The following is a 23,216-nucleotide window of genomic DNA, read 5'->3' as shown; positions in this document are numbered from 1 at the left end:
TTAAGCTTTTGCCTTTGCCATCATCTCAGCAAACTTATCAAATAGCGGCGCGCAGTCATGCGGACCAGGGCTGGCTTCTGGGTGACCTTGGAAGCTAAATACTGGCTTGTTGGTCAGCTCAATCCCTTGGTTAGAGCCATCGAATAATGAGCGATGGGTAACACGGACATTGTCAGGCAGCGTACTTTCATCGACAGCAAAGCCGTGGTTCTGGCTGGTAATCATTACTGTGCTAGTATCCAAATCTTGAACAGGATGGTTAGCACCGTGGTGACCAAACTTCATCTTAACAGTGCTTGCGCCGCTGGCCAGCCCGACCAACTGGTGACCTAGGCAAATACCAAAGGTGGGGATATCCGTCTCTTCAATAATATGACGCACGCTGTCGATAGCATAACTACAGGCTGCTGGATCGCCAGGGCCGTTAGACAGGAAGATACCATCAGGATTCATCGCTAGTACGTCTGCAATTGGGGTCTCGGCAGGTACGACAGTGACTTTACAGCCACGGTCAACGAGCATTCGTAGGATATTGGTCTTAGTACCAAAGTCATAAGCGACGACGTCATATTTATGCTCAATATGCTCACCGAGCTGTTTGTAGAAGCCGCCAGTTTGGCTATTGATGCTACTATCAAGGCCACGGTTGTGCAGGGTATCGGCTAGCTCCCAAGTACCTGAGGTCCAAGCAAAGCCGTCTGCATGGCAGCACTCTTTAGCCAGATCCATACCCTCTAGGCCAGCAAAGCCCTGTGCAAGCTCAACAGCCTTTTGCTCATCGGCAGCGCTCAGCTCACCGTTAGCATCAGCAGTCATGATACAGCCGTTCTGAGCGCCCTTTTCACGCAGGATTCGAGTGAGCTTACGGGTGTCAATCTCGGCAATAGCGACGGTGTCATGGTGCTTAAGGTAGTCGGATAGTGACTCGCTATGGCGGAAGTTGGAGGTAACCATGGTCGCATCACGAATGATAAGACCTTCGGCCCATACTTGGTGGCGCTCGACGACGTTACCTGACTCTGAATCTTCTGAGTTGGTGCCAGTATTGCCAATATGGGGATAAGTAAGGGTGACGAGCTGCTTGGCATAGCTTGGGTCAGTTAGGATTTCTTGATAGCCGGTCATCGCTGTATTAAAGACGACTTCACCGACACGATGTCCGGAAGCACCAATACTGATACCCCGAAAGATAGTGCCATCTGCCAATGCTAAAATTGCCGCTGTCTCGGTCGTTGCTGCTGCTGATGTCACTGAATTCAAGGTTGCCTCCGCTCATTGATAAGATACTTGTTACACTCTGTGATGCCAAAAATCGCCCACAAAAAAGCGAGAAGACATTATTGAAATCAATTACGATATTGACTAAGTAGGGAAAGTCATCGTTCGTAATCGTATCATGTCCGCTCGCTTTGGCACAGATTTTGCGCATTATACAAGGTTTTTTCAGGTAGAGCTAGGGCAGTAGCGTGTCATTTGAATGATTTAAAATAAAAATTAGGAAATAGCTTTAATCTTCATTCCCTGCATCATGGCTTATGACTAGCAAAGCACAGTCAAATCAATGTCAAAGCACGTGCTTTTACACCATATGTATTATCTGGACAAATTCTAAATATATCCATTTCTAAACATATCCATTATAGTTAGATAGCTATAATCAAGCTAAGATAACGTCGAGTGCGCTCGACCCTAATCTGCAAAATCTTCACTTAAATCTCCATCTAATCCCTATGGACTGCACTTGCTCCTAAGCTATTAATAATCAACATGCCAAGGATAACCTATGATTTACCAATATCTAGATAAGACACCTGAATTTGCCACGCCTTTTAATGGTTGGGTTGCCGATACTGCCCGAGTCATTGGTGATGTCTATCTGGGTCAGCAAGCCAGCGTCTGGTTTGGCGCAGTTATTCGTGGGGATAATGAGCGAATACACATCGGCGACTATAGTAATGTGCAAGAGAATGCCGTAATCCATACCGATGCTGGTATTGAAGTCAACATTGGCGACTACGTGACTATCGGCCACTTAGCGATGTTGCATGGCTGCACCGTTGGGGACAATAGCCTGATCGGTATCGGTGCGGTGATACTTAATAATGCCAAAATCGGTAAAAACTGTATTATCGGTGCCAAAGCCTTAGTGACCGAAGGTAAAGAGATACCCGACAACTCATTAGTGATGGGAGCGCCTGCCAAGGTGGTCAAAACCTTGAGTGATGAGCAAGTGGCCATGTTAAAGTTGTCTGCTGTGCATTATGCAGAGCGCTGTCAGAGGTTCCGCGAAGGTTTAACGCCTGTATCAATGCCTGAGTAAAGAGCAGAGATAGACATTACTAACTTATAACGTAAGTATGAGGGCTACACTGGAAGGCTATTGTAGAGTCTAAACGGTGCTAGTGGGGCTAGGGTAGCAATAGCGCGGTTAACCCAATTAGCACTAGCAACAACAGGCTCACTGCTAAAACATAAATGACGTTATACATGAAAAGGAGCGATATCTTGTCGTGAACTGGTTTTATCAAAAAACTCTATCGCTCCCAAGGTAACTAAGAATGCGCCAATTATTGCACCTATTACTAACAAAAAAGGACTAACGAGCCAAAAAACACTGCATGGCGGGTCGCTGATGGAAGAGCGTCCTACAGCAATTAGTAGAGCAAAAAGCACCCCAGTTAGACAACAATAATACTGGTAAATAGGCTATAAATACCACGTGCAAAAAGGTAATGTGGCGCTCTTGGTATGAAGTAGCTTGGGGCTAATAATGACGATGGTGCTAATGATTTTTCTGCGCATGGCGCGCAGTATGCGCGAGTTTATCGTCATTGGAAGTAGACAAAGTATGCAACTTTTCCATGATAAAGTAGCAATCCGTACCCGAGGGTAAACGAAAAAAGTAGCCATCAACTGAATATTATTAGTAAGTTATACTATATAAACTTTCACATAATGAAACAAAGTAATAAAGCAGATTAGGAAAAGTTAACATGAAAGATTCATTAAGATCATCAAATGTAGTCAGAAATACTACAGATGATAAGAATAAAATGCCTGCAGATGTAGCCAACAGCTTGGCATTGTTTGATTTAGATCATACGCTGCTCGATGTCGATAGTGACTATCTTTGGGGTGAGTATATCGTCAAGCATGGGTTGGTTGACGAAGCTGAGTACCGCACTGCCAATCAAAAGTTTTATGAACAATATATTGAAGGCACGCTTGATGCTAGAGAATATAACGAATTCGTTGCTCAGTTTTTAACGACCCTACCTCTTGAGCGTCTACACGATCTACGAGAAGACTATATCAAATATGAGATTGAGCCGCACATGCGTCCCAAAGCATTAAGTGCGCTGCGTCATCATCTAGATGCTGGTCATGACGTGGTCATCATCTCAGCGACTAATAATTTTGTGGTATCGGCTATCGCTGAACGCTTTGGCATCGATGCCGCCTATGTGTTAGCAACACCGCTTGAGATCAAGGAAAATCGCTATACAGGTAAGCTAACTGATAGACCCAATTTTCAAGATGGTAAGCTGTACCACTTGGAAAAATGGCTGGCAGCGCAGCAGGATAAAGGCGTTACTTATGACAAGACTTATGCTTATTCGGACTCAAAAAATGACTTGCCACTGCTAGAGTGGGCAGATGTGCCAGTGTGTGTGACGCCTGATGAAACCTTGCATGCACATGCGTTAGCACATCGCTGGGCGGTAGAGGACTGGGCTATTTAGCCAATACTTAACGCCAGTTATGCGTTAAGTTTGATAGAATAGCTCATTTTAGTGAATTGGTCAGCAGTGTTATCGAATTGATAGCAATCAAGGCTATTACAAATCATAGGAATATCAATGGAAATTAATCAGTACCAAGAGCAAATCAAAGATCTGACTGAGCGAGCCAACGACCTTCGGGGGTATCTTTGACTTTGACGGTAAGACAGAGCGTCTAGAAGAAGTCAACCTTGAGATGGAAAGTCCTGAGCTGTGGAATGATCCTGAGCGCGCGACCAAGATCAGTAAAGAGAAAAGCCAACTTGACGGCGTTATCGATACCATTACGGGACTTGAAGCGACCTTAGAAGACGCCGCTGCTATGCTAGAGCTGGCTGTAGAAGCAGAAGATGAAAGCCTGCTGAAAGAGGTACAAAGTGAGCTTGACGGTGCGCAAACTCAAGTCGATGAGCTTGAGTTTAAGCGGATGTTTAATGGCGAGATGGACCCTAATAACTGCTATCTCGATATTCAGTCGGGCAGTGGCGGCACTGAGGCGCAAGACTGGGCCGAGATGTTGCTACGCATGTATACGCGCTGGTGCGATGCGCATGGCTTTAATGCTGAGGCCATCGAAGTATCTTCGGGTAGCGTCGCGGGCATTAAGTCGGCTACCTTATATATTAAAGGCGATTATGCCTTTGGTTGGCTACGGACTGAGACGGGCGTGCATCGCCTTGTGCGTAAGTCACCTTTCGATAGTAATAACGGTCGTCATACCTCGTTTGCTGCGGTATTTGTCTCGCCTGAGATTGACGATGATATCGAGATTGAGATAGACCCCTCTGATCTACGCATCGATACTTACCGCTCAAGTGGAGCCGGTGGTCAGCACGTCAACACTACTGACTCTGCGGTGCGTATTACCCATGAACCTTCTGGCACGGTCGTGACTTGTCAGAATGAGCGCAGTCAACATGGCAACAAGGCTACCGCAATGAAGATGTTACGTGCCAAGCTCTATGAGCTTGAGATGCAAAAGCGCATGGAGAAGCAGCAAGCGGTCGAAGACAATAAGTCCGACGTCGGTTGGGGCAGCCAGATTCGCTCGTATGTGCTTGATGACTCACGGATTAAAGACTTGCGCACTGGGGTAGAGACCTTTAATACTGGCGCGGTACTCGATGGCGATCTGGATCAGTTTATTGAGGCGAGTCTTAAAGCGGGGTTGTGATTTAGCCGTCAATTTAATTGAGTCTGTATTCAAAAAAGCCATTCCTTATGATAATCACTCGGGAATGGCTTTTTGCTATAGCCAGTCCATTTTAAATAAGTTACAGAGTCACTGGTAAAAATTTACGCAGCCTCAGACGTAACACGACTTCTAGCAAGTGAATTTTTATTAGAGATTGGTCAACATATCCGTTCTAAATAGGATTGACTATATTGAAGAGAGTAATTATTTCTAGCTTTTTTAAAGAGATAGATATAGACAAACTTGCACACTGATCCTAGACTAGCGCTTAGCGGATCAGTATTTAATAAAATATGACTAAAAAACAGATGGGCAGTAGTAATCTTCTACTATTTTTTGAGAGATAATAATAAATTAAGGCGAAGTAATGAGTGTCGTTGCGAAGGTCTGTACCGTAGACCAGTTATTTCAACCCAAGTTAAATATCTCAGAGAATATTAAAGGCAAATTGGTAATTCCCGAATATCAACGGCCTTATTGCTGGCAACCAAAACAAATCAAAAAACTGTTAGATGATATCAAGCAGCATGCGTCTGAAACACCAGACATTCCCTATTATTTAGGCAGCATCATAGTACATCGCAAGGAAGATAATAGTCTAAACATTATTGATGGTCAGCAGCGTATTACTACTTTGTCGATACTTCAGCACTTCACTAATCAGCCCACCTCAAATCTAACTTTTGTCTCTCCTATTAGTCATAATAATATAAAAAATAACCTTCAATGGCTTAGAGAAACTTATCCGAATAATCAGGCGCTTGAAATTGATGCTAAAGCGTTAGAGCTTACCTTGGTGGTGACGCAATCAGAAGATGATGCTTATCGTTTTTTTGAGACCCAAAATACCGGTGGGATACGCTTAGGTGGGCCTGATATCATTAAGGCGCATCATCTGCGTGAAATAGCTAAAGATAAGCAAAGCTTTTATGCCAAAAAATGGGAACAACTGGGTCAGTTAGATAGAATCGTCATTGCGTTACTTCGAGGTCGCTATTGGCAAACCCTTGCTATGAAGAAGCTGCCATCACATCGTCAGCCTACCCTTATTCGTGAGTGTATTGTGGACGAGCTGGCTGAAAAGACCAATAAGGGTAGTGACATACGCTTTAATCGTATTAAGACAATGACTGATGTCCAAGGCTGCGTATCTCAAGAGTATGTTAATGGGTATGAGGTACATCAACCACTAAATGCAGGCATCAACAGTATCGAATGGTTGGCTTATTTCAAACAGCTGCATCATAAATACTGGAGCCACCCTGACTTTCCACCTGTATCAGGCTATGATGAATTTATTAATTGGCTTAAGAAACTTCAAGGTTGTGGTTACTTACAAAACCTATTTGAAACCTGCCTATTAATTTATATCAGTCGCTTTGGGGAGTACCAGTTGGCTATCGCGGCCAAAAAGATATTTAGAGTGGTTTATTCAAGACGAGTTAGTAATCAAAAGGCGGTCCGAGAGAATTCAATTTATGCCTTTGTTAAGGAAACGCCGGTACTGGATTGGATCGCTTTGAGCTATACGCCAGAGCAATGTTTTGACTATCTAGATAGTTTTGAGCTTAAGCTTGAAGGATCAAATCTGGATAATAAAGATAATAAAAATAGTGTGAAGAGACGATTTGTTATTTCGGCTATTGATCAGTTTGGTCTAACGACGAGTGAAGATAACCCAAAAGCAGACTTTGCAAATGATTTAACGGTCCATATTACTGGATTGGGGAGAGAGCAGTAATGAAGTCGGTCGAGTCAGAGGTTATGAATTTAGCAAAGATTAGTCAGGGAGATATTGGCTTTATTATTCCGTGTTACCAGCGCCCCTACGTTTGGCGAGATGAGGATGTCCTGAAACTATTTAATGATATCAAGGATACTTTTCAACCTGAAACTAAAGATGAAGCTGAGAAGACAGTGGGAACTGATTATTATATCGGTAGCACTTTATCAGCTAAACATATAGAAGGTTTGGATAATGACAAGAAAACCCTCGCTTACGAACTGATAGACGGTCAACAACGCACCACTACTTTGATGCTTATTTCCATCGCTTTTATGACTAACAATATAAATTGTAGGCTTGCTGATGTGGCTATTAAAAATAATAACCCTCGGTTAAAGTTTGATATCCGTGATGAAGTCACGCAGCTAATGGGCAGTTATTCAAATCTAACCAATTATATCTCACCCAGCCCAGAAGCAATTCAGAATAATCCATATCTGTCTCAAATAGATAATGGATTAAGGGTATTAAAGCAAGCCGTAGCCAGTCTTAAAGATAGCGATCAAAAATTTGATATTGAGGGCTTTTCTGAATTTATTTTTACTAAAGTTCAGTGGGTTAATACGATTGTCCCCGATGAATTAGACTTAAATCGACTGTTCTCTAACCTGAATACTGCAGGGCTACAGTTACAACCTGTTGATTTATTAAAAGCCAAACTGTTTAGAGCTATCATAAGTGAAAAGGTTATTTATAGCGCTATCTGGCAAGTATGCGAGCATACAGAGAACTACTTTGAGCGCAATATACGTGAATTATTCGAATTTTCTGATCAGCAGGACTTAAATCCCCACAGACTATCGATCTACTCAGGTAACGGTTTTAAATTGAAAGGTTTAAAGGATAATGAGGAGATCTCAACTGGTCAATCGAGTGGTAAAACGATTGCAGAATTAGATAAGGAGTTAGATGATGACACCTTACATCTAAAGTCAAATACAAAAGAAACTGAAAAAGATAAAAATAGTGATGATGCAATAGATGATCCCACTGTTTACTGTCGGTCAATTATTAGCTTTGAGCTGTTATTAATTCATACCTTGCGCTTGTTTAACGCCAAAAATAATCTAGCGGATATCCCTGAGCGCATTACTGCAAGTAATCTACTTAAAATATTTGAGCCGTTGGTGAAATCAAACGAATCTGATATTAAGCAATTCTTACAATTGTTATGGCAAGTGCGCTATCAATTTGATTTATGGGTGGTTAAATGGGTTGAGCATGATGATCGAAACGACCCAAAATTACGTCTAACGGATATAACCGAGTCAACTTCAAATGGGAAGCGATACTTCAATCGAACTGCCAAACCTTTAAATAACTTAGTTCAATTGCAAGCGGTAAGAAACTTCAGTGGTGAGCGCTCAGCTCAGTATTGGTTGACGCCATTGTTAAATTATTTAGTGGCTGAGCCTACTAATGATGAATACTATGTAGATGCAGTTAAAAACGAAGATAAAAAAGAGGATGACGTTTTAAAAGAATTAGAACGTATTGATAATATTTTGTCATTAGCGACTACGACGCAAAAAGAAGCCAGCTTCATGCTAGTCAAAGGACATGTACCAGAATGTCAGCCATGGTCAGCGATCGAAGCCTATTTACAAGAGTCTAACGGTACGGCCTTTAACCATTACTGGTTTCAAAAACTAGAATATATTTTGTGGAAAAACGCCGATAATCAAACCGATGATAAGTTTAAGGCTTATCGTATTTCTTCCAAAAACTCAGTGGAGCACGTGCACCCTCAAAACGAAGAATATAAAAACCAGTTAGAAAAAGACGTGCTTGATTCCTTTGGTAATCTTGTCTTGCTCAGTCCCAGTGAAAACTCTGCTTATAGCAATCAAGCCGTTGCTAAGAAAAAAGCTGATTTTGAAGCTAAAAAACATTGTGACTCTTTAAAGCTTAAAGCTATTTTTGATTTACTTGATGGTAGTAAAGACTGGGATAAAATCACTATCGAACAACATAGGGATGATATGATTAAAAAATTATCAGATCACTACAAAACTACGTTAGTATATTTAGCGACAGATTAAGTCGTAAGCCTTTCTAACCAAGACCATCACGGGATTTCCCGACTTTTGATGGCTGGTTCTGAGCTTCGTCATTGATTGTCTTCCTAAATCGATTTTAAGACTGCTAACCTAACCTGCCGTATATTTGATTTCCACGTCATCACGGTCATTAATAGCATCCGATATGTGTATGCCAGTGATGATCATATGCAGCCAGTTACTGCCACAAGTATTAGCGCCGGAATTGATGCCAGTCTGTATTGCTTGGCAAAGCTTACGAGTAAAGATATTGCCAATCAGACGGCAAGGCGGATGGAGTATGACTTTCAAATTTAAGAGTAACGATTAAATCGTTAAGTCTTATTGAGCGATTAACCGTATAAGCGCTCTATAGCGCCAATCAGCCTTATTAGGAAAACAAGTAAATCATGACAGACAAAACGCAAGACGCTAACCCCTTAAAGCACCGACTGCTATTGTTTTTTGCAAACTTCATGGTGGGCTTGTATGTGGGGTATCTATGGAACTACCGTTGGAGTGGGATCGGCTTGAGCGACGCCTATGTTCCCAGCTTTTTTACTCAGACCAATCTACTGTTTAGCCTCTGGTTCGTCACCTTTTTGGTGATAAACTTTGTGATTATTCAGAGGTTGATTAAGAGCTTCGGTTGGTTTAAGCCGACTGCGAAAGAGGAATGATGCGCTAGTAGGATTGCCTGTTATCGGCTACTTAAAGAAAATTAGAAATGGAGATATGGGTAAGGACGGCACTAGCCGACGACGCTAGACCATTGGCTGAAAGATAATCATAGTCTCAAATTTAATTTAGCTTGGCGTTTGGATATAAACCGAGATGAAGAGTACCAAAACTTTTTCTTCTTTTTGATTGATCAGTTCGCCAGCATAAGTGACTAGGGTACGATGGCGCTCAGAATCATGATGAACATCGGTCACCGTTAGAGATCCGGTCAAGGTATCGCCGGGATACACTGGATGGCGAAACTGTAAGTCTTTAATCCCCGCACCGCCAATCACCTTTACGTTCTGCGAAAAACTCTGCACCGATAAGCGCTGAAAGACCGCCATAGTCTGGATACCACTGGCGATAATGCCGCCGAAGAAGCCTTCGGTCACCGCGCGTTCAGGATCGGTATGAAAAAACTGCGGGTCCCATTGCTCCGCAAAGCTGATGATATCCTCCAAAGTGAGCGTATAGCTGCCGAGTTGGTTGCGGTCGTCTACGTTAAAGCCTTCAAGTTTTACGTCTTCCATGGCTGCATTATTAGTGGTCACAGTGTCTTTCTCTTATCTAAAGTATGGCGATACTGATGAATAATTTGCGGGGACATCCTATCTTCGCAAGGGGGGCCAGTATTAGACAGTCTAGTAGAAAACCAATTTATAAAGTACTAATTAGTTGAAGTGGTAATGGAGCTCTAGGAAGAGCTAACGAGACGAGAAATTAGACTAAAAAGCCCCACACTAGCAGGGCTTTTTTATGTCTTAAAAGTAGCGTCTCTCTTATCACCCGAGTGGCTTTACTAGCATGACTAAACAGCATTGCCGGTGTTAAGCCCGTATTATCAGCTACATAATCTTAAGACTGCGCGATTTAAAGATAGCTTTGGGCATATAAAAGGAGACGACCCAGTTGGGCTGGTCAACGATTTCGCTGATCTTTAACTGTCCTGCTACGCTGCACAGCGCATAGGCCATCTCTTCGTCCATCTCCGCTTTTTTATGCAGTCGATCTATCATAAAGCGTAGGGCATCTTTGGCTCCCGTCATTAGGTCTGGCCCCACACCGGTGGTGACAATATAGCCTTCATTCTGCTGATCGCTCGCAACCGCTGGCATATCAAACATGGGCATAGGAATACTGTCGCCCTTATGCAGTCTTAGGGTCGCTGTCGCCGCCATCCGCGTCTCAACTGCTGTGCCGCAGACTTCACCATCGCCTTGACATGCGTGGGTATCGCCAATACTAAAGAGACCGCCTGGTACCTGGACAGGTAAGTAAAGTTTAGAGCCTTGAACCAGATCGCGAATATCTAAGTTACCGCCACAATGGCGCGGCGGCACAATAGAGTGTGCGCCAGGCTCGGCAGGGGCTAAACCTATAGTACCGGCAAAGGGTCGAAACGGGATAACGATGTCATTATCAAAGTAGACTGACTCGCTATCGTACTCAGTAATCTTCAGCCAAGGCGAGCTAAACTCGTCAGCCAGTAAGCCAAATCCGGGTATGATTCCGGTCCAACCCCAGCTGCCTGTCTCAAAGTCTAACAGCTCAACCTCAATGACGTCGCCGGGCTCGGCATCGGCCATATACAGAGGGCCACAGACCGGGTTTAGCTTATCAAAAGGCAGTCGGGTCAGCAGCTCAGCTTGGCTGTCAGGGGTCACCAAGCCGCCACTAGCATCGAGGATATCAAAGCGCCGCGTATCGCCCGAGCTGATGGTCTCAACGGGCGCGATATCATGGTCAAAGCAATGATGAATGTCGTGAATCGTTTTGATTTTCATATTAAATCTCCATATTGACTTGCTGGCCACGCCGGCGGGCGAGGTAATAGATGCCCACTCCTATTAAGGCCCAAACAGCACCAATCAAAATTGTGTAGCCCTCAAAGCCACTCCAAATGTAGCCTACAACTCCCACACCGAGTAGAGGACTTAGGATATGTAAAAAGACGTTGTAGGACTTTTTCTTAATGACAAAATAATAAAGCGTACTGATATTAAGGATCATAAACGCGGTCAGCGCGCCTATGGTGACAATGGAGGTCAACAGCGCCAGATGCGCCATAAAAGCAAGCCCAACCGCAATAGAGACTAGACTGACTAATAGCGTACTGACATAGGGCGTTTTATAACGCGGGTGCACCCGCGAGAGCGCTGATGGCAATAGACGATCACGGCCCATACTGTAGAGAATACGAGCAGTAGCGACCTGCGCGACCAGTGAATCTGCTATGCCCCAGGCAAGCGCAGTCGTAGCAGCTGTCAATACGGCAAGCCAGCCCCCGCCAGCAATACGAGCCGTCTCATAAAATGCAGTATCTAAATTGCTAAATTGCTGCGGATCAGGTTGGATCAAGGCCGCAATCCATGTTTGCGCAATGAACAAGCTGCCGATAACAAACAACACGATAAAGATCGCTTTACTCACTGCCTTACCGCCCCCTTTTGCTTCTTCCGCTAGGGTGGAAATACCATCAAAACCAAGGAAGCTCAGTACGGCTATAGGGACGGCAGAGATGATCAGTCCTAGCGAAAAGTTATCAGCGTCATAAACGGGTGCTATAGAGAAGACTGCGCCATTAACATTATTGCTAATGGCAATCACGCCTACGATTAGGAATAAGGCCAGTACAATCAGCTCTGCCGCCAACATCCAACGGTTGAAAACGGCAGTAAAGCTAATGCCGCGAATATTGATATAGGTATTAAAGATGACGAAAGCGATGAGCAAGAATACGGGGGAGAGCGAGGGAAAGATATCGTGAATAGCAAAGGCACCTACAACATATAGTAGAGCGGGGACGAGAATATAATCCAATAGCATAATCCAGCCCGCGACAAAACCGACAAAGCTGTTAGTGCCTCTAGACACATAAGAATATACGGAACCTGCTATAGGGAACTCTTTGGCCATCTGTGAGTAACTAATAGCGGTGAACAGCATCCCAATCAGCCCAATGATATAGGCCGTCACAATCATGCCGCCGCTTGCGTTCATGACATGGCCGAAGATACCGAAGGGGGCAATGGGAACGATAAAGATAAAGCCATAGATGACCAGATCTCGCAGCTCCAGCGTTCTTGAAAGCTCCTGTTTGTACCCAAAACGCTCTAGGCTATGGTCACTCATTATTAATCTCCATATATTTTATGGTTATTTATAAAATTCCTTTTAAGACACAGGTGACCTAGCAAAGTATAAACTTAAAGGATTGCAAGAATAGTCAACATCTGATTGGTCTTAAGTAGATAATAGTAGACAGAGCAAATAATGAAAAGTGATTTTATTTTATATGGTTATATCAACTAGGCTTATAGGCTAGCGCTATACTGCTCACGTGTAATACTAGACGATAGTTGAACTAACCATTATAAGGTCAGCCTTACTAATATCACGCTATGTTCATCATCTATTCTAACTGTACTTGAGAGGCTCACAGTACTATTTAATTTTCTATCTAAAAGAAAAATAATTGCAGGTCTTTAAGGATATTAAGTTAGATAAAGCGACAAGTAAATATATAATTATTTTTAATAGATTTACCACTGTTTTGAGGGCATTAGTTGTATTTGACGCCTTAACAAATCGTCAGTGTAGGCAACCTAATTAAAAAACAATCTAGTTTGACTGGGTAAGGTATTGATGCTTTCGTAAAGAGTTTAGGAGCAATAAATTAATCGACCGGCACTCGATATCAGTCTTCAGAAGCAATGTAAGACCGCTTATAAGGATACTGCTTAAATATTTTGAACAGGGGGTAATAGTTATGGAAGTGATGGAGGTGCCTTTTAAATTACGCTTACGAAGGTAGCCAAACTGGTACAGTTATAGTTTAAGAACTCACCTTAATTACTAAGGGTATTAATTACGTATTAGTCTAGATTTCCTCGTTTCCTCGTTGGAATGCGGATTTTACAGTCGTGCAGATTAATTATGCCTACACTTTCGGGCAGTCAATCTTAGCAGCTAATATTATCGGTAGCCTCCAAAGCAGAAATCTTACAATCTCCTTATTTAAAATGGATGTTTAAGAAGTCTTTTGCGTAATCGCCATAGTAGCTTTAGCTTCTTTATATCGTCATCGGACCTTATTGAAAGAGAGTTACTGGCAGTATAAGGGTACGGGTCAAACGGACATAATTAGTATTCGATATTGACCACTTTATCAAGGAGGATATTTATAAATATTATTTAAGTAGGGTCAGTAGTAGAGTCTATCTAACTTTGTAGCTAGAGGCGTCGCCAGTATCCGTTAAATCAATTTAGAGTAGTATTGATTAATATTATACAAAAATATATAATGTTTTTTTATATATTGATATATAATAGCCGCGCTACGTAGATAAAAAGGACAATCAATATGAGTTCAAGTCTTCATGGCTTACACCCAGACAATATAAAAGCGGACATTGCTAAGTCAGATGCCATCAACTTCGACCAGCTCAAAGCCTCAGCGACCGAGGCTGCCAATTTGCTTAAGTCGTTATCCCATCCTGACCGTTTATTATTATTATGCCAGCTGGTGCAAGGGGAGGCTTGCGTCCAAGACCTTGAGCAACTGACAGGTATTCGCCAGCCGAGCCTATCACAGCAGCTAGGTATATTGCGCGGGCAGGAGCTGGTAGCAACGCGGCGTGAAGGTCGGCAAATCTACTACAGTATCGCAAGTGATGATGCTATGGCAGTCTTGGAGGTGTTGTATCAGCGCTTTTGTGGGGCAGCCAAAGACGTCTAGTCTTCTACCTCTCTCCTAACTTGTTACCTGCATCTTCATAACTTTGCCCATTGTTTCGTATCTATTATTTTTTACCTCTAGTAGCTTACCTATATTGCTTATATTAACTATAGTTATTTTACCCACTATTGCCTGACACATAGTTATTTGACTAATTATTTGACTAGTTATTTGACGTCTTACAAGGAATGCGTATGAGTACTTGGATAGACTGGGCCAATTTTACGCCGATTAGTGCTTTACTTGGCGGCGCATTAATTGGTCTCGCAGCCGCTATTTTAATCACCGGTATCGGTCGTATCCTCGGTATGAGCGGCATTATTAACAGTGCGCTCGCCGAGCTGCCTAAACTGAGCTGGCAGCTCGCCTTTGTCATCGGTATGGCGGTGACTACTTGGTTGTATAGTTTGGTGATTGGTTTTCCTGAATTTGAGATTGATCAGCCCGCTTGGCGTATTATTTTGGCCGGATTATTGGTCGGTTTTGGCACACGTCTTGGCTCAGGCTGTACAAGTGGTCATGGGGTTTGCGGCATCTCGCGACTGTCTACGCGCTCAATAACCGCGACAGTGACCTTTATGGTCGGTGGCATCGTAACCGCATCATTATTTGCGTTGATATAAGGTTGAGGATAAAGTCATGAGTCGAGGATTAACATCACTACCAATATCCCTACTAACATTGGTACTAAGCCTACTGTCTGGCGCACTATTTACCATTGGTCTGATCGTCGCTCAAATGGTCAACCCCAATAAGGTCGTAGCTTTTTTACGAATATTCGACCACTGGGATCCGTCCCTCGCTCTGGTCATGGGTGCGGCTATTATGGTAGCTATGCCAACATTCTTTTATGTGAAGCGCCGAGTGAACAATCATCAGGCAGCGCTCAACGGTGAGGAGATAGCCTTGCCTACTGCTACGCAAATTACCCCAAAATTGCTGATAGGCAGCATGCTATTTGGTATCGGTTGGGGCATGCTAGGTTTTTGCCCTGCACCTGCTTTGGTCACAGCGTTGGCAGGCTATAGCGAGGCCCTACTATTTTTAGTAGCGATGTTGGTAGGTATGTGGGTACAGGCGATGACAGCGAAAGGGTAACGAGTGGCTGGCCAGCGTCACATTAATAGCGCTGTTATCAACCTATTCGTAGTGACCTTTTAATGCGTATATGTAGCATGAGTAGAACCCACGCAATGAGGAGCTATTTTGGGCTAAAGCGCTAGGCTAAGCGAGACCTATATTGGGATGCTGATGTAGCGTGTGATTAGCGAAGCGTAACTCACGGCTCTATTCATAGTTTCAGTTAATCGCAACTTTAAAAGATTAATAGAGATTGGTATCAGTAAGACTTGCTTAAAGATGTGCTCTATAGCTTAAACACTATTTTGTAGTACAGCTGTCCCTCCTTTTTCCAAACAAAGGGCTAGGGGAGGATTTTTAAAAGAGGAGTTTGCAGTAGACTCGAAAGAAAAACTAGTTTTAATATTTCAGATAGCTATAAGAAAATATTATAAATTATAAGAAAAAACGAAGAAAATAGCTTTTAAAATAAATAAGAATGTAATAAAGATATGAATTATTAAATAAACTATAAAAATAATATTGACTTTTATTTTTAACCGTTTATTATAATCAGCATATTCAATTAACTGCTTTGATAGTGACGGCAAGATTTCTACTTGTTCGCATCATTCTTAGCCACAACCAACGGAGGAATCACCATGTCCCATTTAAGCACTAAGACGTTTTTAAAGATTGAGCAAGACACGACGATGACTTCGGTTAGGTTTGGCTAAGCAGCGGCTATAATATCGGTATTCTGTACCAATTAATCTCATAGCCCATCTGTCATACCGCTTTATTCCTTCCCAAGTCATATCTTGAGACACTAACCCCAGCGTGCTGTGCTAATTTACTTTAGCTCGCAGATACTGTTATGCCTATAGGCTAACTGACCGTTGGTCTCACTATATCTTATCGATGTCTGCAATCCTGCTGATCTCTGTCCTTACAGCTTTTGTTATAGCTGTCACGACTTATGGGCGGTGATTTGCATTGCTATCTCTTAAAAACATCTTCTCCTATAAAATTAGCTAAGTTTTATTAAATCCTGTAATTGGGATAAATAAAACCACGGTATTTTTACGCCTAAAATTTATTAAATTCTATTTAATTTTTTAATTAAATGGTAAGGATGACTATTGCCTAAATTTAATAAATAGCAGGTTTGAATGAATACTGTATAAAATTAAAATAATATTGAGAAACAACTAATGAGCATTCAACTCACTTTAAATAAAAGTGGCAAGCACGGCGTACCCGTTAAGATTTATACCAGTGATGTGGAGCAGGGCGTTATTCAGCAACTGCGAAACATGGCCCAGCTAGAGTTTGTCCACTCACACATTGCGGTGATGCCCGATGTGCATGTTGGTAAGGGCGCAACGGTGGGCAGCGTGATTCCTACTAAGTCTGCCATTATCCCAGCAGCTGTTGGCGTCGATATTGGCTGCGGTATGAATGCTGTGCGTCTATCCCTGACCGCCAGCGACTTACCTGACAGTCTTAAGGCACTCAGGCTAGCCGTCGAGCAGCAAGTGCCGGTCGGCTTTAATATGCATAAGCAGATCCAAGCCAAGATGTCGACACTAGACCCCTTAGCCAAGCGTCTCAAGCCCATTACCGACAAGCACAAAGGCCTAACCAAGATGCTCAAAGGCTTTGAGCGCACGTGGGCCAAGCAGTTAGGTACGCTCGGCGGCGGCAACCACTTTATCGAGCTGTGTCTCGATGAGAACAACGACGTCTGGGTCATGCTGCACTCTGGCAGTCGCGGCCTTGGCAACTGTATCGGCCAGTACTTTATCAACCTCGCCAAAAAGGAGCGTCAGTCACGCTTTGGCCATGTGCCAGACCGCGACTTAGCCTACTTTGCCGAAGGCTCGGATAGCTTTGCCGATTACGTTGAGGCCGTCGAATGGGCGCAAGACTACGCAATGGAGAACCGCAAAGAGATGATGCGCTTGGTCATCAAGGCACTGCAATCGCCGCAAGCCGGACTGCCGCGCTTTCAGTTGAACAAAGAAGCCATCAACTGCCACCACAACTACGTCAACGAAGAGGTGCACTTCGGCGAGCAAGTCTTCGTCACCCGCAAAGGCGCGATTAGCGCGTATGCTGGCGAGCTTGGCATCATTCCCGGCTCCATGGGCGCGAAGTCCTTTATCGTTCGCGGCCTTGGTAACAGCGAATCGTTCTGCTCGTGCTCTCACGGGGCAGGGCGTAAGATGAGCCGAGGTCGTGCCATGCGCGCCTTCACCATTGATGAGCTAAAGGCACAAACCGAGGGCGTTGAGTGCCGCAAAGACAAAGGCGTCATGGATGAGATCCCCGGGGCCTACAAAGACATCGACGAGGTGATGGCCAACCAGTCCGACTTGGTGGAAGTGGTGCATACCTTAAAGCAGGTGATGTGCATCAAAGGCTAATGACTCGCGCTACTTTAGCCCTGCTGCGGTGTCAATCTCGCTTGAAGTACTGATGCTACATCTGCGCTCGATTTCCTTGCATCAGGACTAAATTGCAGCGACTAAAGTTTTTCTTTTGTCTCTTATCTTATGTACAGCTAGGGCTAGGGATAGATTTTAGATTTTTAGCCTTAACATCCCAGCCCTTTAGACAGGGAGAAATATGCGGGTCAAAGGTAGGCGTTCTTTAATGACTATGGCCGCGCCTCGTCCCTCGGCAACAGCAAAAACGGCCATTTTGTGAACGGGTAAAGCATTGCTTTGCTATTTCCATTCTTACCCGAGGCACCCGCAAAGCTCACCACACTTTAAGCACGTTCTGTCGTTTGTCGTAAGTGTCAGGGTACAAAATTTTGGGGAGGAACTCATGAAAGACTATCCGTTTATTAATAAAAACGGTAAACAAAGGCCTCAATCCAAAGAGTGGTCTGATATACGGGCAGAAATAATGCAATTAAAGACTGAACTGAATCTTAATGATGCAGAGTTTCGAGCATTGTCAGCTTATGAAGACCATCAAGGAATTGAAGAGACTATCTACCAAACTTTTTGTCAATTTGAGGATAGAAGAAGTCGTCCCACATGGTTATGGCTTAGTTTTAAACAGGAGGTATATTCCACCGATTTTTTACCAGAGGTACCCGAGTCCTACTTGCATACCTTAATAGACCCAACAGAGACTATTTGGCTAGGTGCTCTTGATAGTATGCAAGAAAGGTCAAAGATTTGGTTTTACGAAGGTCAAATACTACCCATACAAAAAATACTTTTTGAAACTCAATTTTTTGATGAGTTTTACCTCGTTTCAAAAAAGTATGAGTGGCTAATTTGTATTAATCATCACGATACGCTTATTGCCACGGGAGGAGAGATGCCAAAAAGACTCAAAACGCTTTGTGGGTCTCTTAGGGGTTAGAGCAACGCACCGCAACAATAGTAGATTGAGCGTTTAGGTCAATAAACTCAAAGTGCTAATACGTGCTGGGCTAAAGCCACAGCCTACACAAAGCAATCTGAGCATAAATGTTAACAGACCAAACTAGGAGAATAAAAATGTTAGCAATTCAATCAAATAATAAGCCTAATCCAACCAAATAATGATTCAGCAGCGAGGCCACAAGCCAGCAGCTGACAGATGAATAAACAGGAAAACCAAATGAGTTTAAAAGACACCCTAAAGCAAGCCAAGAATCTAGAGCGCAAGCTTGAAGCGGGCACGCTATCTCAATCAATAGCGACAGTTAAACCTCGCAACTATCTGGCGCTCAATCCGCTACTCAAAAAGGGCGGCATTCACGAAAAAGAAGATGTCGAGATTGTCCGAAAAAAGCGCCGACGTGAGACCAAGCAAAAGCTACGTCAGACCGATTGGCTGTCTGAGCTATAGGTCGCTTTAGTCTACGGTAAATAGAATCAGCTTTAAAGCCCTCTTCTCGTAGCAGAGGGTTTGGGCGAGGTTGGCTCTCACTTTATATTGGACTATGTAGAATCCGTAGGGAGCACCTCACGCACCAAAAAACGCAGCAAATTTATGATACCAACAGAGTTTAAAAAAGGAGTGATCGTAGCGTGTGGGGTTAGCAAAGCGTAACCTATGGCTCTATCTAAATTTATAATTTTAGTGTACCCATGCTCGTCTCTATATTAAACTTTGTACTACACTGTAGTAAGCTAGGTGCAACCTGCCGTTTGTACAAAACGCAGCTGCCAACTATTTATTATTAGCACCCTGTTGCTATAAGTATCGACCGTGCTAGTATTTCAACACCAATTTTTTGATAGTGTATTGACTATCCCTTCTAGGAGCAAAGTATGCCCAGTATCAATCAGTATTTTGATAATAAAGTTACCTCCATCGCTTTTCAAACCGCGACCAAACCTGCCACCGTTGGCGTTATGCAAATTGGTGAGTACGAGTTTGGTACTAGCCAATTTGAAACCATGACCGTGATCAGCGGCGCATTAACGGTTAAACTGCCCGATTCAAGCGATTGGCAGACGTTTGAGGCAGGGCAAAGCTTCACAGTTGAAGCCAATCAAAAGTTTCAGGTCAAGGTGGAAGTTGAGAGCGCTTATCTTTGTACTTACGGCGAATAACGCTAGTGGATTCACTTAAGTCAGCAGTGGCTTTCAAAACCGTTCATTATTGAGCGGTTTTTTTATGCAAGTTACAGGCATTAACAGTTTTGCTGTCGCAAGCGTCTGTTATTAATAAGTAGGATTGCCTAAAATTGGCAACAGATTTTATAGACCATCTTTAACTTTAATCCTCCATTCGTGCAACAAAGCTTTTGCGACGATATGATCATGATAATAATTGGAAGTTGCTATGGTTGCCTCTACTCAGTTAGACACACTATCCCCTGCTACTATGCTTGAGCCATCTTTGCGTCACGACTATGAGACCTTAGCTCGGCAAGCCAAGCTACGTTATGTCAGCGATGAGGAGCCGGGCTTTAGTCGTCAGCGTTGGGGCAGGGGCTTTACTTATAAAGACGCACTGGGCAATACCGTCAAGGACAAAAAACTGCGCCGCCGCTTTGAAGCTTTGGTCATCCCGCCAATGTGGTCTGAGGTATGGATTTGTGAGTTTGAAAATGGCCACCTGCAGTGTACAGGCCGCGATGATAAGGGGCGCAAACAGTATATATATCATGAGCTGTGGGACAGCGTTCGCGACCGAGCGAAGTTTGATGCCGTGATTGGCTTTGGCGAAGCCTTGCCGACTCTGCGAGCACAAATAGAGCAGGATTTGGACAGCGAGCAGTTAAGCCGCAGGAATGTCTTAGCGGCTGTGGTTAAGTTGTTAGAGACGACGCTTATCCGCGTGGGCAATGATCGCTACGCTAAAGAGAATAGCAGCTACGGGCTAAGTACCTTACGCAGCAAGCATGTGAGCGAGACCGAAGAGGGGTTGGCCTTTGACTTTGTAGGTAAAAGCGCTAAGACGCATCACATCGAGCTGCAAGATGAGCGCTTGATTGACATTGTTCAAGCCTGCTCGGAGCTGCCGGGCTACCGAATTTTTAAATATATTGACGAGCAGGGCGTCAAGCAGGTGGTCGATAGCAGTGACGTCAATGACTACCTTCGTCAGCATACGGGACATGAGTATAGCGCCAAAGACTTTCGCACTTGGATGGCTTCGGTACTCGCTGCTAGCTACCTATACCAGCAAAGCGATGAGGATACACGGACTAGCGAGCCGGGTAGTAAGCAGCGTGAGCAGTGCGTGGTCGATATGGTCAAAGCCGTCGCCGATAAGCTTGGCAATACGCCAAGCGTCTGCCGAGCCTCCTATATTCACCCTAAAGTGATTGAATCCTTTCTCGCTGCAAGCTTTATTGACGGCTATAAACGCGCAAGAAGTGGTCGAACTCGCTCGCATCAGCATGTCGATGAAAAGGCGCTGTTGGCCTTTTTAAAAAGTCATTAGCTGATTGCCAGTAAATATTAGTCAATATCAGTGTATACAATCGATTAGCCAACGAAAAGGAGACAATAAATTCTAAGTATTTGTTAATAACGATACATTATGTATTGAAATACTAAGATAAATAGGGTAATAATATCAGGACATCAATTATCAGCTAAAGGAATAGCGATTATGACCATGATATCAGGCAGTATGCCGACTGCGAATTCATCTCCCACATCTTCTGACCCTCACGTTCAAGACTACCAAGACTATTATCAAAACTATAGTCAAGATGCTTTGCTCAAAGAAATATTTGGTGAGCACACAGACGATAGTTCTAATGCCTACCAAGCTTGCTGTGGCCGTCATGTCCGTGATGGCTTAGGCGATAAGGTTGCACTGGTACACGAAGATACTCACGGTAATGTCACCAAGCTCACCTTTAATGAGTTGGCTGAGCAAAGTGGTAAGGTCGCTAACCTACTAAAGTCCTATGGCGTAGTAGCAGGTGATAGAGTAGCGACGATGCTACCACGGACTCCAGAGCTGCTGACGATTGTCTTAGCGACTTGGCGGCTAGGGGCAGTCTATCAGCCGCTATTTACTGCCTTTGGCGTCGAGTCCATTGACTATCGATTGAATAAAGCGCAGACCAAAGTGGTCTTCACCAATGCTGCCAATCGGCACAAATTTGCAGATACGCAAACGCCCGTTAAGATCGTGCTAGTCTCGACGGCAGCGGAGCGCAGCGCATCCAAAGATAACGCTCAAGAGAAGTGTAGCGATGACGACTACCACGAGTTATCCCAGCAACAATCTAGTAGCTGTGAGATCGTACTTTTATCACCAAATGACCCCTTTTTGCAGATGTTTACCTCGGGTACGGTCGGCAAGTCCAAAGGCGTTAGTATCCCTCTAGCTGCCTTACCAGCATTTTACCTCTATATGCGCTATGCCATCGACCTTCGAGAAGAAGACCATTATTGGAATATGGCAGATCCTGGCTGGGCGTATGGCTTATATTATGCGATAACAGGGCCACTGCTCATGGGCATGACTACCTACTTTAATGAAGCCGGATTTGACGCGCAGAATGTCTTTGATTTTATGGTTCGTCATGGCATCACCAACCTCGCTTCATCACCCACCGCTTTTCGCATGATGAAGTCCAGCGGCGTCTTCGATGGCAATACCGATAAGCTATCACTACGCGTGGCCAACTCGGCAGGCGAGACGCTCAATACCGAAGTGGTCAGCTGGGTGATCAGTCATCTAGGCTGCCGAGTCTGCGACCAATATGGTCAGACCGAGACGGGGATGACGTGCTGCGTGCACCATGCGTTGACGCACGAAGCGCCCACAGGGTCTATGGGTGTGCCGCTGCCAGGTCATACCCTCGTAGTATTGGATGATGATATGAATGAGGTGGCAGATGGGGAGCAAGGGCAATTGGCGGTTGTTATTAGCCAGTCGCCTGCGTTTTATTTTACCGGCTATAGCTGGAATGAGAAAAACCCGTTCTATGATGACTATTATCTCACCGGTGATGTCGTAGAGCGCCATAGCGATGGCAGTTATTGGTTCGCGGGCCGTGATGATGACATTATTATTACCGCAGGATATCGCGTCGGTCCTACCGACGTGGAGAATTGCGTGATGGAGCATGACGCCGTCGCAGAGTCTGCAGCGGTCGGGGTGCCAGATGAGGTGCGTGGTCAGGTGATAAAATCGTTTGTGGTCCTAAAGCCGGGCGTGAAGGGCAATGACCAAATTGCGCAAGAGATTAAATCCTTGGTGCATGAGCGCTTATCAGCACATGCCTATCCGCGTCATATTGAATTTGTCGATGCGCTGCCTAAGACACCGAGCGGCAAGACCCAACGGTTTTTATTGCGTCAAGGCTGATAAGGCAGTGGTAGGCAGGATAATATGGTTAAAGTTAATGATGAGATAAATCTTGGGTGTAATGAGGTTACGGTTTTACTGTGACTTACCTATATTGTTTCAC

General features: G+C 44.0%; 20 protein-coding genes. 16 read left to right on the top strand and 4 right to left on the bottom strand.

The window, feature by feature from the left end:
* Entirely contained in the window at nt 1-1,251 is a 1,251-nt protein-coding gene (carA, locus tag EGV92_RS00770) for a glutamine-hydrolyzing carbamoyl-phosphate synthase small subunit (RefSeq protein ID WP_131668056.1), read from the bottom strand.
* A gap of 532 nt (nt 1,252-1,783) precedes the next feature.
* Here carA and EGV92_RS00765 point away from each other — a divergent pair.
* From EGV92_RS00765 to EGV92_RS00740, 7 genes are all read left to right on the top strand, one after another.
* Nucleotides 1,784-2,320: a gamma carbonic anhydrase family protein gene (locus tag EGV92_RS00765; RefSeq protein WP_131667309.1), complete on the top strand. Its 537-nt coding sequence runs from the start codon at nt 1,784-1,786 to the stop codon at nt 2,318-2,320.
* Between the two features lie 733 nt (nt 2,321-3,053).
* Complete coding sequence (locus EGV92_RS00760) at nt 3,054-3,743, top strand: HAD family hydrolase (RefSeq protein WP_131668055.1); 690 nt, start codon at nt 3,054-3,056, stop codon at nt 3,741-3,743.
* A 117-nt stretch (nt 3,744-3,860) separates the two neighbouring features.
* Nucleotides 3,861-4,956 (top strand): peptide chain release factor 2 gene (prfB, locus tag EGV92_RS00755; RefSeq protein ID WP_131667308.1). Its coding sequence is split into 2 segments (ribosomal slippage): nt 3,861-3,932 and nt 3,934-4,956, totalling 1,095 coding nucleotides; the frame shifts between segments, so codons are not numbered across the junction.
* A 388-nt stretch (nt 4,957-5,344) separates the two neighbouring features.
* Nucleotides 5,345-6,718 carry a DUF262 domain-containing protein gene (locus tag EGV92_RS00750; protein ID WP_131667307.1) on the top strand — a complete coding sequence of 458 codons (1,374 nt, stop codon included), beginning with the start codon at nt 5,345-5,347 and terminating at the stop codon, nt 6,716-6,718.
* Nucleotides 6,718-8,805 carry a DUF262 domain-containing protein gene (locus tag EGV92_RS00745; protein WP_131667306.1) on the top strand — a complete coding sequence of 696 codons (2,088 nt, stop codon included), beginning with the start codon at nt 6,718-6,720 and terminating at the stop codon, nt 8,803-8,805. The genes EGV92_RS00750 and EGV92_RS00745 overlap by 1 nt, the downstream gene beginning before the upstream one ends.
* A 186-nt stretch (nt 8,806-8,991) precedes the next feature.
* On the top strand, nt 8,992-9,120 hold the full coding sequence (locus tag EGV92_RS14245) for a hypothetical protein (protein ID WP_278248237.1): 129 nt from the start codon (nt 8,992-8,994) through the stop codon (nt 9,118-9,120).
* A gap of 92 nt (nt 9,121-9,212) precedes the next feature.
* Nucleotides 9,213-9,482 carry a hypothetical protein gene (locus EGV92_RS00740; RefSeq protein ID WP_131667305.1) on the top strand — a complete coding sequence of 90 codons (270 nt, stop codon included), beginning with the start codon at nt 9,213-9,215 and terminating at the stop codon, nt 9,480-9,482.
* Nucleotides 9,483-9,608: 126 nt separating this feature from the next.
* Here the strand turns inward: EGV92_RS00740 and EGV92_RS00735 are convergent, their stop codons facing one another.
* From EGV92_RS00735 to EGV92_RS00725, 3 genes are all read right to left on the bottom strand, one after another.
* Nucleotides 9,609-10,076, bottom strand: a complete 468-nt coding sequence (locus EGV92_RS00735) for a MaoC/PaaZ C-terminal domain-containing protein (protein ID WP_207401713.1) — start codon at nt 10,074-10,076, stop codon at nt 9,609-9,611.
* Nucleotides 10,077-10,370: 294 nt separating this feature from the next.
* Nucleotides 10,371-11,309: an acetamidase/formamidase family protein gene (locus EGV92_RS00730; RefSeq protein ID WP_131667304.1), complete on the bottom strand. Its 939-nt coding sequence runs from the start codon at nt 11,307-11,309 to the stop codon at nt 10,371-10,373.
* Nucleotide 11,310: 1 nt separating this feature from the next.
* On the bottom strand, nt 11,311-12,657 hold the full coding sequence (locus EGV92_RS00725) for an APC family permease (RefSeq protein ID WP_131667303.1): 1,347 nt from the start codon (nt 12,655-12,657) through the stop codon (nt 11,311-11,313).
* Nucleotides 12,658-13,888: 1,231 nt separating this feature from the next.
* On the opposite strand from EGV92_RS00725, the gene EGV92_RS00720 reads away from it, so the two are divergent.
* From EGV92_RS00720 to EGV92_RS00680, 9 genes are all read left to right on the top strand, one after another.
* Entirely contained in the window at nt 13,889-14,263 is a 375-nt protein-coding gene (locus EGV92_RS00720; protein WP_131667302.1) for an ArsR/SmtB family transcription factor, read from the top strand.
* 194 nt (nt 14,264-14,457) lie between these two features.
* Nucleotides 14,458-14,886, top strand: coding sequence for a YeeE/YedE family protein (locus tag EGV92_RS00715; protein ID WP_131667301.1), 429 nt, complete (start codon nt 14,458-14,460; stop codon nt 14,884-14,886).
* 16 nt (nt 14,887-14,902) lie between these two features.
* Entirely contained in the window at nt 14,903-15,361 is a 459-nt protein-coding gene (locus EGV92_RS00710) for a DUF6691 family protein (protein WP_131667300.1), read from the top strand.
* Between the two features lie 1,175 nt (nt 15,362-16,536).
* Nucleotides 16,537-17,751, top strand: a complete 1,215-nt coding sequence (locus EGV92_RS00705) for an RtcB family protein (protein ID WP_131667299.1) — start codon at nt 16,537-16,539, stop codon at nt 17,749-17,751.
* A gap of 406 nt (nt 17,752-18,157) precedes the next feature.
* Nucleotides 18,158-18,706 (top strand): DUF6756 family protein, encoded by a 549-nt coding sequence (locus EGV92_RS00700; protein ID WP_131667298.1) that lies wholly within the window; start codon nt 18,158-18,160, stop codon nt 18,704-18,706.
* Nucleotides 18,707-18,946: 240 nt separating this feature from the next.
* On the top strand, nt 18,947-19,177 hold the full coding sequence (locus tag EGV92_RS00695; protein ID WP_131667297.1) for a hypothetical protein: 231 nt from the start codon (nt 18,947-18,949) through the stop codon (nt 19,175-19,177).
* Nucleotides 19,178-19,602: 425 nt separating this feature from the next.
* Nucleotides 19,603-19,887 (top strand): pyrimidine/purine nucleoside phosphorylase, encoded by a 285-nt coding sequence (gene ppnP / locus EGV92_RS00690; protein ID WP_131667296.1) that lies wholly within the window; start codon nt 19,603-19,605, stop codon nt 19,885-19,887.
* 232 nt (nt 19,888-20,119) lie between these two features.
* A complete protein-coding gene (locus EGV92_RS00685) occupies nt 20,120-21,226 on the top strand; it encodes a DNA topoisomerase IB (protein WP_207401712.1) in 1,107 nt (368 codons plus the stop codon).
* Between the two features lie 177 nt (nt 21,227-21,403).
* Entirely contained in the window at nt 21,404-23,113 is a 1,710-nt protein-coding gene (locus EGV92_RS00680; protein ID WP_423227885.1) for an AMP-binding protein, read from the top strand.
* The last annotated feature ends 103 nt before the right edge of the window (nt 23,114-23,216 follow it).

It is taken from the genome of Psychrobacter pygoscelis, assembly GCF_004335015.1.
Classification (GTDB): Bacteria; Pseudomonadota; Gammaproteobacteria; order Pseudomonadales; family Moraxellaceae; genus Psychrobacter; species Psychrobacter pygoscelis.
The sequence above is the reverse complement of the archived record's forward strand: the minus strand, read 5'-3'. Positions and strand labels throughout refer to the sequence as shown.

Bases quoted from the DNA above. Each gene is read 5' to 3' on its own strand.
- EGV92_RS00765 (WP_131667309.1), top strand. From the start codon at position 1,784: ATGATTTACCAATATCTAGATAAGACACCTGAATTTGCCACGCCTTTT.
- EGV92_RS00760 (WP_131668055.1), top strand. From the start codon at position 3,054: ATGCCTGCAGATGTAGCCAACAGCTTGGCATTGTTTGATTTAGATCAT.
- EGV92_RS00750 (WP_131667307.1), top strand. From the start codon at position 5,345: ATGAGTGTCGTTGCGAAGGTCTGTACCGTAGACCAGTTATTTCAACCC.
- EGV92_RS00745 (WP_131667306.1), top strand. From the start codon at position 6,718: ATGAAGTCGGTCGAGTCAGAGGTTATGAATTTAGCAAAGATTAGTCAG.
- EGV92_RS14245 (WP_278248237.1), top strand. From the start codon at position 8,992: ATGCAGCCAGTTACTGCCACAAGTATTAGCGCCGGAATTGATGCCAGT.
- EGV92_RS00740 (WP_131667305.1), top strand. From the start codon at position 9,213: ATGACAGACAAAACGCAAGACGCTAACCCCTTAAAGCACCGACTGCTA.
- EGV92_RS00730 (WP_131667304.1), bottom strand. From the start codon at position 11,309: ATGAAAATCAAAACGATTCACGACATTCATCATTGCTTTGACCATGAT.
- EGV92_RS00725 (WP_131667303.1), bottom strand. From the start codon at position 12,657: ATGAGTGACCATAGCCTAGAGCGTTTTGGGTACAAACAGGAGCTTTCA.
- EGV92_RS00720 (WP_131667302.1), top strand. From the start codon at position 13,889: ATGAGTTCAAGTCTTCATGGCTTACACCCAGACAATATAAAAGCGGAC.
- EGV92_RS00715 (WP_131667301.1), top strand. From the start codon at position 14,458: ATGAGTACTTGGATAGACTGGGCCAATTTTACGCCGATTAGTGCTTTA.
- EGV92_RS00710 (WP_131667300.1), top strand. From the start codon at position 14,903: ATGAGTCGAGGATTAACATCACTACCAATATCCCTACTAACATTGGTA.
- EGV92_RS00705 (WP_131667299.1), top strand. From the start codon at position 16,537: ATGAGCATTCAACTCACTTTAAATAAAAGTGGCAAGCACGGCGTACCC.
- EGV92_RS00700 (WP_131667298.1), top strand. From the start codon at position 18,158: ATGAAAGACTATCCGTTTATTAATAAAAACGGTAAACAAAGGCCTCAA.
- EGV92_RS00695 (WP_131667297.1), top strand. From the start codon at position 18,947: ATGAGTTTAAAAGACACCCTAAAGCAAGCCAAGAATCTAGAGCGCAAG.
- ppnP (WP_131667296.1), top strand. From the start codon at position 19,603: ATGCCCAGTATCAATCAGTATTTTGATAATAAAGTTACCTCCATCGCT.
- EGV92_RS00685 (WP_207401712.1), top strand. From the start codon at position 20,120: ATGGTTGCCTCTACTCAGTTAGACACACTATCCCCTGCTACTATGCTT.
- EGV92_RS00680 (WP_423227885.1), top strand. From the start codon at position 21,404: ATGATATCAGGCAGTATGCCGACTGCGAATTCATCTCCCACATCTTCT.